Source organism: Mycoplasma sp. 4423, from assembly GCF_054353855.1.
Genome location: NZ_JBTHHJ010000004.1, coordinates 1 through 15,466, shown reverse-complemented (window position 1 = coordinate 15,466; position 15,466 = coordinate 1). Strand labels below are relative to the sequence as shown.

Annotated in this window: 17 protein-coding genes; 4 read left to right on the top strand and 13 right to left on the bottom strand. The window is 26.8% G+C overall.

All coding sequences use genetic code 4. The features are described 5' to 3' along the window. Positions 1-6 precede the first annotated feature (6 nt). From ACXYRN_RS01165 to ACXYRN_RS01110, 12 genes are all read right to left on the bottom strand, one after another. Positions 7-363, bottom strand: a complete 357-nt coding sequence (locus ACXYRN_RS01165) for a PTS glucose transporter subunit IIB (RefSeq protein ID WP_458607354.1) — start codon at positions 361-363, stop codon at positions 7-9. A gap of 216 nt (positions 364-579) precedes the next feature. Further along, the gene (locus ACXYRN_RS01160) at positions 580-1,629 is read right to left on the bottom strand and encodes an FtsZ/tubulin family protein (RefSeq protein ID WP_458607353.1); all 1,050 of its coding nucleotides are present in this window, start codon (positions 1,627-1,629) and stop codon (positions 580-582) included. After that, positions 1,629-2,783: an MAG3720 family protein gene (locus tag ACXYRN_RS01155; protein WP_458607352.1), complete on the bottom strand. Its 1,155-nt coding sequence runs from the start codon at positions 2,781-2,783 to the stop codon at positions 1,629-1,631. Before ACXYRN_RS01155 ends, ACXYRN_RS01160 begins: the two co-directional genes overlap by 1 nt. Before the next feature lie 11 nt (positions 2,784-2,794). Next, the gene (gene rsmH, locus ACXYRN_RS01150) at positions 2,795-3,697 is read right to left on the bottom strand and encodes a 16S rRNA (cytosine(1402)-N(4))-methyltransferase RsmH (protein ID WP_458607351.1); all 903 of its coding nucleotides are present in this window, start codon (positions 3,695-3,697) and stop codon (positions 2,795-2,797) included. After that, on the bottom strand, positions 3,697-4,122 hold the full coding sequence (locus tag ACXYRN_RS01145) for a division/cell wall cluster transcriptional repressor MraZ (protein ID WP_458597347.1): 426 nt from the start codon (positions 4,120-4,122) through the stop codon (positions 3,697-3,699). The genes rsmH and ACXYRN_RS01145 overlap by 1 nt, the downstream gene beginning before the upstream one ends. A gap of 209 nt (positions 4,123-4,331) precedes the next feature. Then, the gene (locus tag ACXYRN_RS01140; RefSeq protein ID WP_435130478.1) at positions 4,332-5,006 is read right to left on the bottom strand and encodes a potassium channel family protein; all 675 of its coding nucleotides are present in this window, start codon (positions 5,004-5,006) and stop codon (positions 4,332-4,334) included. A gap of 8 nt (positions 5,007-5,014) precedes the next feature. Then, positions 5,015-6,802: a potassium transporter TrkG gene (locus ACXYRN_RS01135; RefSeq protein WP_458597348.1), complete on the bottom strand. Its 1,788-nt coding sequence runs from the start codon at positions 6,800-6,802 to the stop codon at positions 5,015-5,017. A 15-nt stretch (positions 6,803-6,817) separates the two neighbouring features. Next, on the bottom strand, positions 6,818-7,054 hold the full coding sequence (locus ACXYRN_RS01130) for a YneF family protein (RefSeq protein WP_458597349.1): 237 nt from the start codon (positions 7,052-7,054) through the stop codon (positions 6,818-6,820). A gap of 16 nt (positions 7,055-7,070) precedes the next feature. After that, a complete protein-coding gene (locus tag ACXYRN_RS01125) occupies positions 7,071-8,192 on the bottom strand; it encodes a zinc-binding metallopeptidase family protein (RefSeq protein WP_458607350.1) in 1,122 nt (373 codons plus the stop codon). 65 nt (positions 8,193-8,257) lie between these two features. Then, positions 8,258-8,851, bottom strand: a complete 594-nt coding sequence (locus ACXYRN_RS01120) for a hypothetical protein (protein ID WP_458597351.1) — start codon at positions 8,849-8,851, stop codon at positions 8,258-8,260. Next, positions 8,841-9,563: a 23S rRNA (guanosine(2251)-2'-O)-methyltransferase RlmB gene (gene rlmB / locus ACXYRN_RS01115; protein WP_458597352.1), complete on the bottom strand. Its 723-nt coding sequence runs from the start codon at positions 9,561-9,563 to the stop codon at positions 8,841-8,843. The genes ACXYRN_RS01120 and rlmB overlap by 11 nt, the downstream gene beginning before the upstream one ends. A 15-nt stretch (positions 9,564-9,578) precedes the next feature. Further along, positions 9,579-10,799, bottom strand: a complete 1,221-nt coding sequence (locus ACXYRN_RS01110; RefSeq protein WP_458607349.1) for a class I tRNA ligase family protein — start codon at positions 10,797-10,799, stop codon at positions 9,579-9,581. A gap of 151 nt (positions 10,800-10,950) precedes the next feature. Between ACXYRN_RS01110 and ACXYRN_RS01105 the strand changes: the two genes are divergently transcribed. From ACXYRN_RS01105 to ACXYRN_RS01090, 4 genes are read left to right on the top strand one after another with little or no spacing between them, the layout of a single operon-like run. Then, positions 10,951-11,739: a DNA-methyltransferase gene (locus ACXYRN_RS01105; RefSeq protein ID WP_458607348.1), complete on the top strand. Its 789-nt coding sequence runs from the start codon at positions 10,951-10,953 to the stop codon at positions 11,737-11,739. 30 nt (positions 11,740-11,769) lie between these two features. Next, positions 11,770-12,588 (top strand): hypothetical protein, encoded by an 819-nt coding sequence (locus ACXYRN_RS01100; RefSeq protein ID WP_458607347.1) that lies wholly within the window; start codon positions 11,770-11,772, stop codon positions 12,586-12,588. Further along, entirely contained in the window at positions 12,566-12,820 is a 255-nt protein-coding gene (locus tag ACXYRN_RS01095; protein ID WP_458607346.1) for a hypothetical protein, read from the top strand. The genes ACXYRN_RS01100 and ACXYRN_RS01095 overlap by 23 nt, the downstream gene beginning before the upstream one ends. Then, positions 12,808-13,752 carry a hypothetical protein gene (locus ACXYRN_RS01090; RefSeq protein WP_458607345.1) on the top strand — a complete coding sequence of 315 codons (945 nt, stop codon included), beginning with the start codon at positions 12,808-12,810 and terminating at the stop codon, positions 13,750-13,752. Before ACXYRN_RS01095 ends, ACXYRN_RS01090 begins: the two co-directional genes overlap by 13 nt. A gap of 246 nt (positions 13,753-13,998) precedes the next feature. Here ACXYRN_RS01090 and ACXYRN_RS01085 read toward each other — a convergent pair whose 3' ends face one another. Continuing rightward, complete coding sequence (locus ACXYRN_RS01085) at positions 13,999-15,390, bottom strand: DUF2179 domain-containing protein (protein WP_458597357.1); 1,392 nt, start codon at positions 15,388-15,390, stop codon at positions 13,999-14,001. Between the last annotated feature and the right edge of the window lie 76 nt (positions 15,391-15,466).

The window sequence follows — 15,466 nt, the reverse complement described above, 5'->3', positions numbered from 1 at the left end:
AAGTACCTACTTGATATATTTTGCTAAAGCATCTGCTACTGCTGCTGTATATTGTTCAAAAGTGATAGAAATAGAATTAGATTTTAAAAACAACCCACGAACACCTTTTAAAGCCTTTATTGACTGTATATCAATTATTTTAGTATCTTTTAAAGTGATATTAACTCTGTAGTGTGTATTGGTTATTTCGATAATATTTTCATGTTTTAATGCATTAATTAATGTTTGAATTTTAAATGGTAAATTGTTTTCTTGGTAAATAGTATTTTTTTGATGATTTTTACTTTTATTTTTTCATTTTAATCAAATGAATCCAAAGGTTATAATGGTATAAAAAATAATAATTCAGGTTCTTTTTTTCATATATTATTAATTTTACAACATTTACCATAATATAAAATAGAATATATGAATTTAGTCAAAATTTACTTATTTTTTTTAGTTGTTTTTAATTCAATTTAACTAAAAATTTAAATAACTAATTATTTTTTATATGATAAACATTATTATGCTTATTTATATAAAAAAACTAGTAAATATTACTAGTTTACAACTATAATTCTGATTAATAATTATCTTCTAAGACTTCGAGAATCATAAATCATACATTGAATTATAGTTTTTTTGATTTGAAATAATTTTTGTGTTTTCTGAGTTTGCTTGCTTCAATCCTTGCAAATATCTTGCATCAGTAGATTCAACATTATTTATATGTAAATTTTTTATATTATTATCAAGAGAATTATTTCGATTTACTAAATTTTGATTTATTCCACTTATAAATACATTTACATCTATAAAACTAAATGATTTTTGTTGATAAACTATATTTTTTATAATTTGTACATCATTAGATAAATTAAAATATTTAACAATTTCAGAAATTATTCGGCTAATTTCTTTATTTGTGTTGACATCTGTTTTAATGTTTACAAAAACTTTTGCAGCATTTTGGATTTGGGAATCATTTAAATTATATGTAGAAAACTTCTTAATTATTTTACTACTTAAATTGCTTCCGGATGCTTTTGCAGCAGTAATATAAGTTAATCCTGAATTTGCTAACATCTTCTTTAAATTTGCAAGATTTATTGAATTATTCGCATTTTCATTTAAGAAGTTAATTAAATAACTTAATTGTAAGTTTGCGATTTTATTAATTTCTTGATCTGGAAAGTCTGGATACATATGATGTATTTTTTGCGTTGATACAAAAGTGTATGCATCAGAACATTCAATGATTTTATCTAAATATTGCTTTATATTAGGTAAATATGAATTTTGTAAAGGTATTTTGATAACTGAAACAACTAATTTGTTTAGCATTTTTGCTAATTTTGTTATTGCAGGAGTTAACCAAGTTCCCACATTGTCTATATAACTGCTGATTAACACAATTTCAGCATCTGCTAGTATATTTTTTAACATTAATGCATCAATATGACTGCTAAAGTCATCAATATTATCTTTTAGATTCTCTTTTATTAATATTTTGCTTTCACAAAAACTTTTACTGAGTTCTTGTTTATTTGCAAAAATTGCAATATATTCAATTTCATCATTTTGCTGAAAAGAAATTGGGTTTTCACAAAAACTACCACATATATCTAAAATTTTAATACTTTTCATTAATGTTTAAAAGCAAAGATTCTTTGTCAAAAACTTTTATTTTTGATATATGTTAAATCAATTTCACGTGTAACGGTTTGTAAGTGTCCGCTATCATCATAGTTAAATGAATTAGCAAAAATAATTGACTGTTTAATAATTGGATCAAGTTTATGTATCAAGTTAAGACCACCTTGGGTAATGGAATTTAATTGATAAAAACCTTTCAGTAGTTTTGAATCAATGTTTATTTGCTCTGTAAGTTTTTTAGTTATAAAGTCTGTTAATAAGTCATTGCTGCTATTAATTCAAACTTTTAATTCTTTGTTATTATATTTTAAAATTTGGTTGATTTTTGAACATAATATATTTACAAAGTTTATCAAAAGTGAATATATATCATTGTTGATTTCATCGAGAATTTGACCAGAATCACAAGATAAAATTTCATTGATTCTTGCAAAAATAACTTTTTTACTTAAATTTTGATCTAAAAACTTATTTACTATAACATCTGTACCCATTGCGATGTTAATAGTATTGAGAATATAGCCATTTTTTACAAAACTTACATAAATATTACTATCACATATGTTAACTAAAAGGTTGTTATTTTCTTGATTAAGTGTGCTTGCAAGAATTTGTTGAAAGGTTGCAAGTGTGTATGTAATATTTTTTTTGTTTAAATTTGTCAAGTATTTATATGTCTTTACAAGAAAGGAATTTAATTGTAAATTATTTGTTTTAACAAATAATTGACTTTGAAATTGATGCAAACTTTGATAATCTTTGTCTTTTGGAAAAGTATCATAGTATTTATAAACACCATTATAAAATGTTTGATATTGGTAGTTAAAGGTATTTAAATGAATAAAATCTTCAATTTGCTCAGGTTTTTCATTTAAAACATCTGTATTAACTTGCTTTTGACTAAGGATGTATTTAGTTTCTAAAAATAAGTCATCTTTTAAATTGATATTAATAAAAATATCATCTTTTTTGTATTTTTTGGTATAAGTGTTGATTTTATCTTTAATAAAATCTAAAATAATTATGGATTTTTGATAATAGATTTTAACATCTTCGGCAATTTTGCTAAAGTTGTTATTTGAATGTTTAACAGAAGAAAAGTAAAAATGATTTTGATGAATATTGAAATTTAAAAATATTTTCATTTTAACTCCTTCTATATTAATTTAGTTAATTTACGTAATTTTGCACTTTTTGAGCGTCGATTAATTTGAATTTCTGCTTGAGTAGGCAAAATTTGTTTTTGAATAAATGCTTTTGGTTCTTGAATCGGTAATTTGTTTGGTAGTTTTGACTTACAAAGCTGATTAAAATGCTCTTTTACTACCTTATCTTCAATTGAATGAAAGGTGATAATTACTAAGGAAGCATTGATTTTTAACAAATTAATGGCATCTTTTAGCATTGTTTTTAAAGAGTTGATTTCATCGTTTACTTCGATGCGAATTGCTTGAAATACAGGTTTTGCAGGATTTTTAGCACGTAATAATGCAGCAGGATATGCTCTTTTTATCACATCAACTAATTTTAGTGTTGTTTCAATAGGACGCGATGCTATAATGGCTTTCGCAACCCGACTAGCAAGTTTTACATCAGCGTATTTATATAGCAACCGTACTAAATCACTTTCACTATATTCGTTAACTACCTTATAAGCAGTTAATTGTTGATCTTGATTCATACGCATATCTAAAATTGCATCTTTGTTGTAGCTAAATCCACGGTGACCTTGATCGATTTGTGGAGATGAAACACCTAAATCAGCAATAATTCCATCAACTGAATAAACACCTAAATCCGATAATCTTGATTTTATATCTTTGAAATCACTTTTGATTATCGTGAAGTTATTCGATACTTTTTTAAGACGTTCAGATGCTATCTTAATAGCATAGTCATCTTTATCAAAAGCATACAAGTGTCCGTTTTCAAGTTGCTTTAATATCGCTTCTGAGTGACCACCCATTCCAAGGGTTAAATCGATATATATTCCATTTTTATCTATGTGCAAGGATTCGATGCTTTCATTAAGGAGTACAGAATAATGTAAGTTTGTCATTATAGCAGCGAAATTTTTTCTGCTAATGCCGACATATCTGAAAGTGATATTTCAGCATTTTCTGCATCAAATTTTTCCTTAGCTCAAATTTCAACAAGCGAACCCATACCCACAAATGTTATTTCTTTTTTGATAGCAAGATCAGTAGTAATTTTTTTCGGGATGCTAAAACGACCCACTGAATCTAGTGTGGCTAAAAAGGAATTACCAAGAATAAATCTAGTTACCTTTCTCACATCCTTATTAAAGAAGCTTTTTGATTCAATATTTTGACGGTATTTATCAAATTCTTCAATACTGCGTAGTTCGGCATTACCATCAAAACCGATGCTAACCATAAATTGATTACCCAACTGTTCTTGAAAGACTGGAGGTAAGATAACACGGTTTTTGTCATCTAGGTTTCTTGTATGTTGTCCAACCATTACCACGTCCTCCCACTATCTAATAAAATTCTACCACTATTTACCACCACTTATAAATAAAATTTTAATATTTTTTATCTTTTTAGTTTCTTAATCAATTTTGTTTTGACTAAAACAAAAGAAAACACCTATTTTTATGTATATTTAAAAATAGGTGTTAAAAAATTTGTGAAAAAATTTTCCACATTTTATCAATGTGGAAAATAATTTTAGTTTTGGTTATTAAATCATTCAAAGGCAGCAGTAACATTTTCTATTTCACCGATAACAGTAACTGTATCATTTTCATGTAAGACAGTATCAGCAGTTGGTCTAATTTTCTTTTGTTGGGTTTTAATTAACACGATTGTTATTTCTCATTTGTTTAAATTTAGATCACGAATTGGTATATTACAAATACTTTTGTTTTTAATTACAGAGTTTCCTAACACAAAACCATCACCGAGTTCTTGTAGATTCTTGCTATATAAAATAAATTTTTCATTTGATGCAATTAATGCAGCACGGATTCCGGCTTCTTGTTCAGGCCGCAAAATTGCACTAACACCAATTTGTCTTAGCACCCTTGCGTGACGACGACTTACAGCGCGAGCGATAATGTTTTTAACTTTTAATTCTAATAAGGCTGCAATGATTTCGATATTATCAGGGACAGCAACAACGATTGTTCCGATTTTTTCTACACCAATTGCTTTTAGCAATTTTGTTTCCGCAGCATCACCTACTATAAGCCTTTGTGCATCATCTTCATAAAGTTTTAACCGTTCTGAGTCGGTATCGATAATTGTAATTTGCTTGCCTAATTTAATTAACTCTTCAACAACGGCCTGTCCGAAGCGACCTAACCCGATAACAGCGATGTCATCGCTTTGTTTAAATTTCATATTTTCTCCTAACCGATTGCTAGATCAGCATCGATGTATTCATAACTGCGATCTTTTGATTTCTTACGTTTTCATACCAACAAGGTTGATGAAACACCGAATTGACCGATAAACATTGTTAATATTAATGCAAGTTTTGAAGCAACATTGAGATCTTTAGTTATTCCAGTGCTTAATCCGGTAGTTCCGAAAGCACTAGAAACTTCAAAAATGATATGCATTGGATCATAATAAGGTTTTGATAAATTTGAACCAGTTTGCATCATATTTGATGTACTGATGTGTCCACCTGAAACATCAAAGGAAGTAAATGTGATTAAAGTGACAAAAAAGACTAAGACAAAAGCTAAAATAAAAGTTTGTGTAGCCATAAAGACGGTTTTTTGTTCAATAGCACGTTTAAACATTCTTACCCGTTTGCGACCCATTAAAACAGAGATGGTAGTCATTAGCAAGACAGCAAAAGTAGTTGTTCGTATTCCACCACCTGTTGATGATGGTGCAGCACCAATAAACATCATAGCTGTTCATATTAAAATTGAACTTGCACTAAAATCTCGTAAATTCACACTTGAAAAACCAGCAGAACGTGTTGAAAAAGTTGTGAATATTATCGCAAAAGTTTTATCAAAATTGTTTCCGTACATATAACCTTGATTAATATAATGTTTTAAATTTTCAAGATTATCCTTACTTGTGTTTAATAAATTGTATATTTTTAATTCCGAATCACTAAGATTATTTGAATTTGTGATATTTAAAAGATGTGAAAATTTTTGGTTATTATTAATTGCAGATAATCAAGTATTGTATTCTTGATAATATGCTCCTGGGATATAAACTTTATTTCAGATAGTATTTTGTGATTTAGATGTTGCTTCAAAGGAAATTGTTAAAATAAAACCTACTAAAAATACTAAAATATAGGAAATAATTGAAACTTTGGTAAATAAACTAAAGCGATGTTTTCCTTGGTATCTACGGATTTTATGTTTTAAATAGCGATGGATATCATATATTGTTGGATAACCTAAGCCACCTATCACAAAAAGGATGATAAATCATATTTGTAATCCAAAATTAAGATAATAAGGCATGATTGAATTACCAGAAATAATGTCAAAACCAGCATTATTGATAGCTGAAATAGTGTGAAAGAAACCAAATCTAAATGAGTGTGCTCAGTTTTTATAAGGATTTATATATTCGCCTTGTGTTTGTAAATATGATTTAATTCCTAATGTTTGTTGTGGTGGAGTGTAATAAAAATAAATCGACATTAAAATACTTGAAATAAGTATGACAATTAATAAAAATTTCAAAGAAGATATAATTAATTTTATAGTTACATTAACATCCGAACTACCGCGTTCATGCTGGAGCAGTTGCACATTTCCAATTGATGTGATTTGTCTACCTAATAAATAATTGAAAATAAAGAATTTTAAGGCAAATATCCCGATTCCACCAAGTAAAATTAAAATAGCAATAATCGCTTGACCAAAATAATTTCAATGTGAAAAAGTATCATAGACAACTAATCCGGTATCTGAAAAAGCACTCGCTGTTGTAAATAAAGCATTAATATAATTATCAAATGAAGTTCAGTTATGATTATATGTCTTTTGAGTAATTGGACTTCAAAGCAGTAAACTAAAAATCAAAACTACAAAAAAATAAACAATTAAAAGATATTTTAATTGCGAAATATTTCTGCGTCAGTTTAAAAATTTTATAAATAACTGGACTAATTTTAAAGACTTAAGGAATTTACGAACCTTAAACCAAAAACTCATGTAACTCCTTAGAGATTATTTATCAGATTGCATAGAACGCATAATTTGTCTAATTTGTGATTCACTAGCAGTGCGTCCCATTTGTTTAAACATTATTCGAATTTGTTTTTCTGTAATAGGTGGATTTTCTTTAAGTTGTTTTTGAAACATTTTTTTTGCAACAATAAATGTTACAACTGCAGCGGCAAAAATAACAAAAATGATAACACCTATCATCATACCAACAAATGCTCCTGTTGACATTTCAACCATTGTTACTCCTTAATAATTAATTATACTTAATTTTTTGATATTCTGAATCATTAAAATCCTTAAGAAAATTAACTATCAAATCACTAGCAGCTAATAAATCAGAAATTGCACAAACCCCGATGGGACTATGTAAGTATCTTTGTGGTAGTGAAATTGTTAACACAGATGCCCCACCTGGAGCAAATTGTAATTCCTTAGCATCAGTTCCTCCACCAGCAGCAACAAATTTATAAGTAGGAATTTGATATTTATTTGATATTTTTATAAATGCATCAATTAGTTTCGGATCCATCAAGGTTCCACCATCTTTTACACGGATTGCAGCACCTGCATTTAATTTGGTGCTACCTGGTATAGTTGCATATGTATCATGTGAAGATGTAGTATCAAGAGCAATTGCAATATCTGGGTTAATAATTGAAACTGATGTTCGAGCACCACGGGTTCCAACTTCTTCTTGTACAGTTCCTACTAAATATAAATTTACATCTAAATCACAATTAGCTATCTGTGAAGCAATATCATCTAAAACTGCTACACCTGCACGATTATCCATTGCTTTTCCACCAATTAAATTTGTATCATTGAACAAAATTGTTTCACCTGATAAATAAACTCTATCCCCTATTTGAACTCCTGCAGCAATTGCTTGTTCTTTTGAATAAAAACCAAAATCTGCATATAAATCATTATTTGTAAGAGCTTGTGAAATTTTTGATGCTTCCATAATATGGATGCTGGTATGCCCGAAAACACCTATATACTCTTGTTTTGATGAAGTGATTAATTTTGCTTTAGTTCCAATAACAACAGAGGCTCAAATTCCGCCTACTGGAGTTAAAAGAAGTTGTCCAGTTTTGGTAAAATCACGAACTAAATATCCTACTTCGTCCATATGAGCAGCAATCATTACTTTTGGAGCATTAGGGCTACTTGCTTTTTTATAAAAAATAATTGAACCAAATTTATCTCTAGATACTTCAAAATTATTACTAATATTTTTACGAAGCAAACTTGCAACAGGTTCTTCGTAACGCGACATTGCATCAGTTTGCATATAAGAAATTAATTTATTTTTAAATTCATTTTGTCTTGGTTCTGTAACATAATAAGATGGTTTATTGCTTTGATCTGACATAATTTCCTTTTATAATATATTCTACCAAATTTTAAAAAATAGCCCATAATTATTGGACTATTTTTTTAGAAGAAATCAGTAATTTTTGCTCGGATGTTTGTTGTAATTTCTTTTTGTTTTGAATTTGTATAATGCATTTTATTATTATTTAATAAGTTTTGCAAATAATTTCTTTCTTGTTCATTTAACAGATGCATAATTGAAATTAATTTTACATATGCTTCGTTTTTATTGTTTCTTTCTTGAAAGTTTTTATATCATGAAAGTTTGTTTTGCAAACGATTGAAATTTATATTGTGTCTACCGATCTTGTTTTCAAAACGACTTTGACTTCCATAATGAGCATTAAAAAAATTGATAATGCGATACTTTAGCATACTTCAAAAATAGTTAGCAAAAGGGATGTCCTGCTGATTGCGTTTTGTTTTTAACATCTGCAATAGTTCATAATATGCTGCATTTAATATCTCATCAAAACTAAATACATGATCAAAATATACATTTTGGATTTTATGACATACAGCGAATAAAATTTGCTGGTATTGCTTTATAAATGATTGAATAATCTGATTATTTGTGATGTGTTTCTTGCTTTCATCCAAGTTTAAAAACTCAATAACTTCTGAATCAAGATTTTTGATCTGGAACTTAGTCCTCATTTAATTTACTGATATAATCAAAAAGGATAATACCAGTTGCAACCGAAACATTTAAAGATTGTATGCTTCCGTATTGTTTGATATAAACACTTTGATCGCAGACTGACAAAACACTTTTTGAAACTCCATCTCCTTCATTTCCTACAACTAAAATAGTTGGTTTATTATATTTTATTTGTGTGTGTGGAATTGCCTTAGCATCTATGGTGGTAGCATAAGATCAATACCCAAATTTTTGAAGTTTCAAAATTGTTGCCGAAAGACTAGATACTTTGTAAAAATTGATATTTACAAAACCACCAGATGCAACTTTTAACACGGTAGAATTAATTAAAACACTTTTTTCTTTTGGAATAATAATGTCTTTGATTCCGGCTGCATTAGCAGTTCTAATGATTGCACCAAAATTATGTGGATCTTGTAAATGATCTAAAATTAAAATACATTGTGGTTTGGTTTTAATTATAAGATTTATATCTTTATAATTAAAACCATCTAATATACCAATAAACCCTTGGTGGTTTTCCTTGGTTATATTATTTAAAAAAGCATTATCCTTTATTTCTACATTGTTAGTCTTCTTTAAAAATTTAGTGTATTCTGCTTTAGCTAAATATATTTTTTTAAATTTATATTTAGCAGCAATTGCGTCAAGCAAGGTGTTTTTTCCACACACTAATAATTCTTTCATATTTTCTTTAAAATTTTTCATAACATTTGTCCATATTTAGACCAATTTTTGTTCCATTAAGGTATTTCTGAGTAAATCTGCATTTTGGTAGTCTTTATTTTGCAGATGTTCTTGTCATTGATGATATATTTTGACATAAGGTAGATAATCAAAATCACAGATATCAAATCTTAAGGTACTAAAAATTTCAGTAAGTAAACTAATATCATTGCTTTTTTTATTGATATTAATGTTTTTAATTAAATCATTAATCTTTTTATTAAAATCAGAAAATTTTTGTTGATATAAAAGTCGCATAATATTTTTGTATTTATCTTTATCATAGTTGCTTTTAATATTTTTTAGGTATTTTAAAAAGAAGATTTTCTTAATTCTTTTTAACAAAATTTCGATATTGTTTATTGCATTATCATCGATGTTAATATTTGCTGTAAAAGAATTTAGCAAAAATAATAATTTTAAGTGATCACCTGTATATTGATTCAAAAAATCTTTTGCTAAAATAAAATTTTGTAATGATTTAGACATCTTTTGTCCTTTTAAATTAATTTGTCCAGTTCGCAATCATTTTTTGGTGATATCATTATCTGTTACTGCAAAATATTGGATATTTTCATTTTCATGATGTGGAAATGTCAAATCCATACCGCCTCCATGGATATCGAGTCCATCATTATTAAAATGTTTATAAACTAAAGCTGCACACTCAGTATGTCAACCTGGCCTACCAATTCCAAAAGATGAATGATATTTTATCCCTTTATCAGTTGTTTTTCATAAAGCAAAATCAGCATAAAACCTTTTATGTTCTCTAAGATTTTCATCAAAAATCATATGTTCAATTTTTTGTTTTGATACTATACCATAGTGTGATAAGTTATTTTTTATATCAAAATATAATGAATTTTGTGATATATATGTATGATTTTTTAATGTCATTTTTTTTATAAAATCTTCAATAATATCCAAATTTTTTGTAACATATTCATATTGATAAACTGTGTCAACTTTTAACTTTTTTAAAATATCTAAATAATAAGTTGCATACTTTGTAGCTATTTCTGATTCGCTGACATTTTCCTGTAAAGCTCTATTAATGATTTTATCATCGATATCTGTTATATTATGTATAAATTTAAAGTCGATATTTAATACTCTGGCCGCTTTTAAAATAAGATCCATAGTTAATATTGGTCTAAGGTTCCCAATATGCACATCATTATATACAGTAGGTCCACAAACATAAATTTTTAGCATATGATTATTATATAGTTTTTCAAAAGAAGAGAATTAAAGAACAAAAAATATGGAATTTATTCAACAAAAACATCAAAAATAACAATATATAAAACGTTTTGTGAAGATATTCATATATTAAGATTTATAATATAAAAGTTATAGGAGTAATATGGAAGTTAATAAAGTGTATCAGATGGATGTTATTGAGTTTTTAAAGAATTTAAAAGATAACTCAGTTGATTTAATCATTGCAGATCCACCTTATAATTTAAATAAAAGCAGTTGAGATAAATTTGAATCTAATCAGGAATATTTTGAATTTATGTATTCTTGATTAGATTTAGCAGTTATGAAATTAAAAGATACAGCAAGCATATATTTGTTCAATAATTCATATAATTCTGCTTTCATTTTAGTTTATTTAATTAACAAAGGGATGTTATTTAAAAATAATATTATTTGATATAAAAAAGATGGTTTTTCACCAAGTAAGAAAAAATATGTTAATAATCAAGAGACAATTACATTCCTAACAAAATCTAATAAATATACATTCAATTATAATGATATAAGAACTGAATATCTTTCGAAGAAGCGACTTTTGAATGCTAAAAACAAAGGGATAATTAAAAAAGGGAAACGATGAACACCTAATCCGAATGGTAAATTATGTACTGATATTTGAGAAATTCCGTCGGTTAGACATACGAATAAAGTTAACGGCAAGGTTGTGAAGACTAATCATCCAACACCGAAACCGAAAACAATGATTGAAAGAATAATAAAAGCAAGTTCTAATCCGGGTGATCTTGTTTTAGATTTATTTAGTGGTAGTGGTGTTACATCATTTGTAGCAAAAGAATTAAATAGAAATTTCATAGGATGTGAGTTAGATTCAGAATATGTTATGAAAATAAACATAAAATTACTAGATATAAACAAGCAGCAGCAAAAATAATTGTTATAATTTATAACTTATAAGGATTTTATGCAAAAGAATTATCAAGAGATTTATAAACATTTATCTAAATCACAAATACCGTTAGAAGATTTTAAAAAGACAAGGTTATTTAGTTATTTATCTAATTTAGGATACCAATTATCAAAATTCAAAAATATGAATCAAAAATCATTGTATTATATACACTTTACATCTTTTTGTAATATTTATCAGCCTAACAAAATAAGGTTAAGAAATGATTCGTTTTTAGATGATGTGATAAATAAAAAAGATTCTATTTTAGTAGCTGGATACCGTGAAAATAAAGATGTTTACTTAGTTTTTATGAGTAAATCATTTTTTGGTTATAACAAACAAGTATCTGTATCAAATTCATTTATTTTAATGGAATATAGTGATTTAAAAAATAAGATACTACCATTAAATTCGGATGTAATTTTGCCTTATTGAATTAAGAAAAATAAGCAATCAAAAATAAAATATTTATACTATGTAACATCGAATGACTTTGATGAAGAAATTTTTGATAATTTTAAAGAAACAGTTAATAAGATGAATTTTAATCCATATTCTGAAAATATGAAAATTCAAAATTCACTTATAAACAAAGGTCCAAAAATAAACCAAAATGAAGTCTTAAAAATTAGAAGTTTTTGAAATTATAAATGTGCCTTGATAAGCTCAAATTATGACTATAAATGCCCACTTGGTGAAAACATTGATATAGATAAATTAAATAATTACGGTTTATCTTATGTAGACATTCATCATATTGTTCCAAAATGATATTTTATTAAGTATTTTAAGGATAAAGGTGAAATAATTGATTGAAATATGATTCCATAGTAGCATAAATTTAATTCCATTGTGTGCTGCTTGTCATACAGGGATTCATAAGGGCTCTTCGAAAGAATCTATTAAAAAAGAACTTAGCTTTAAAATAATAAATGCACTTTATAGTAATTTATTTAGTAAAAATATACAAAGTGATTTTGATAGTTTTATTATCAAAAACACTGATATTAAAGAAATAAAAAAATTATTTGAAATTTATACGGATGAATTATGAAGAAATTAATTGTCTGGGATTTATTCGGTGGTGGTCAAAACTCAGTATTTAATGCAATAAATGAAGATAAATATTTAAAAGAAAAATTTGAAATATATACATGAGATATTACTGAACCTACTAGAAATAACCATTATAAATTAGATTTAGCATCAGATAATATAGTGCAATTATTTTGAAAATATCCTAAACCTGATATTATAGTTGCCAGTCCCTTATGTCAAAGTTTCAGTTGTGTTTTAGCAATGAAAGGTGGAGGAACTCCTTTTTGAAAACTAAACGAAACCAAGGATTATGTTTTAGAACGCAGTATAGAAGAATTTGAAAGATTAAAGGGAGGTTTTACTAAAAATTTAAAGGCAGATGTGCAACTTTTTATCAAACGTCTGGGTGAAAAATGTTTAAATAATACAATTGAATTAATAAAGTTTTATAAACCAAAATATTTTTATATTGAAAATCCTAAACAATCAATGATGTGAAAATATATACAATTTAACTGTAAAGATTTTCACAATGAAAATCATTACTTTAATGAAGCAAGCTATGGAAAATATGGTTTTCTAACAACTAAAGCAACTTATTTTTATAGCAATTTAAAATTAATTTTAAAAAAAGGAAGAATCGATCCACCTTATACGATACAAGAAATTAATGGTGAAAAGTATTATGTATTAAAAGATGATCACAACATTAAACTTAGACGCGATTTGGATAGTAGGATGTTAGGATTGGCTTCATTGAATCGGATGATTAAGGCTCGTAAAGTCAAAAGTGGTATGGGTGCAATGGATTTTGTGCAAAGATATAAAACACCTGTTCAAAAAAATAAAATGGTAAATGAACAAATATGTGAAGCAGGACCCGCTTCTGCCATACCTCATTCATTGATAATAGATATTTTTAATCAAATTTTAAATGATGTAGAAACAAAAGAGTAAGAAATACATTTAAAGGTATTAAAAATAAAAAAATGGAACAAATGTGGAAATAATTTTATTTATAGAATAAAAAAGTGAATTTTATTTGTAAATATTTAATATTTTAAAATTCTTTAATTATAATTATTTAGCCTTGTACCCCCAAGGTAAAAAATAATTCTCAAATTGTGTAAAGTTATTCATTTATGTCCTTTTGCTAGTAGCAAATAATATGATGATACAAAAAAACCAAGGAAACTTGGTTTTTTAAAATTTGTTTTGTGGTAAGAAAATGTGTCCATCAATGCTGGTAACATCGGATATTGCTATAAATGCATCGCTATCTATTTTTCGGACATCTTTTATAATTCGATTTACTTGTCTAAACAATGTAATTGATGTAACAACATCTAATAATTCATTTGAATAACCACCTTGTGCTTTAAACAAACTTACACCTGTAACAATTTTACGGTCAACTTTAATGATTTGAGCGATTTCTACTGCTTTTTTGAGTGAGTAAATTTCAACACGGACTAACTTAAATTTTGGATATAACTTATTTAAAACAATGATATAGACAATATTTGTTAAGATTGTTGCAACAAAATTCGGAGATAAATATAATTGAAATGATCACTTTAAGGAGTTTATTTGAGCAAGTTCATGACCAGAAATATTACCTGATTTTGATGCTGCTTCCAAAAGTAGTGAACCAGGCAATCATGAACCAATTAACACACCAATTAAAACAATTATAATGTTAATATTACCTGAAATAGAACCAAATGATTTTTGCTTAGTATTTGCATATCATTCACCAATAATCCCTGTAACTCCAGCAGTTCCACCGATTATCTGAATAATTGCAAAAATTCATGCAAGTAAAAATCCGTATATAATAGCAAAAACAAATAATGCAATAATATTTCCACCATCTTTTCAGGTTAGTGGGATTATCCCGCTTAATGGTTGCTGTCATTCAGAAAGTGATTTTTTAATTTCAGCATTTGAAAAATCACCAATTAAGTAGATTGAACCAATATTATGAATAAATCCTAATCCGAAGGAAACTAATGAAGAAACAACTAAAAAAATTACCGTTAAATTCGTAAATAATTTACCTATTTTTTTATAACCAAAAATAAATATCGGTATGCTTAGGATAATATAAGCTAATCAAAAGACAAATTGATCTAAAAAGTTGCGAATTCCTAGTGTAACACTTCCTTTTGGAAGCAAAACAATTAAAAGTTTTGATAAAGCTTGTCCAAAAGTTGCTAATCCAAAGTTATAAATTCCGACATTTTTAACTAAAAAAACCGAAATAACGCCAAAAAAGACAGCAGCAGCAATTGTAATTAAAACAAGTTTTCAAAAAGGTTTTTGTGAATAAAGCAAACTTAGTTTCAATCCGAAATTTGCCATTTTGGTTCTTTTATAAATGGTATTTTTTTTAACTAAACGAGTTTTTCTTTCGCTGGTTCCTGCTAGAATTTCTCCAATTTCTAATGTAAGTGTTTTTCGTGATATTTTTGAAATTAAACTATTATCATTTTCGGCTTTTTTGGTTTCTTCAAAAATTGGATCACAAATGCTGGTTTCATTTGTTACATTTTCTTTTTGAGTTTCTAACGAATCATTTTTGTTTTCTTGCATCAAACCTCCTTTTACATAGTAAAAAAATAACAAATTCTTGTTAAGTTTTTTATTAGAATAATTATATTCTTTTTAA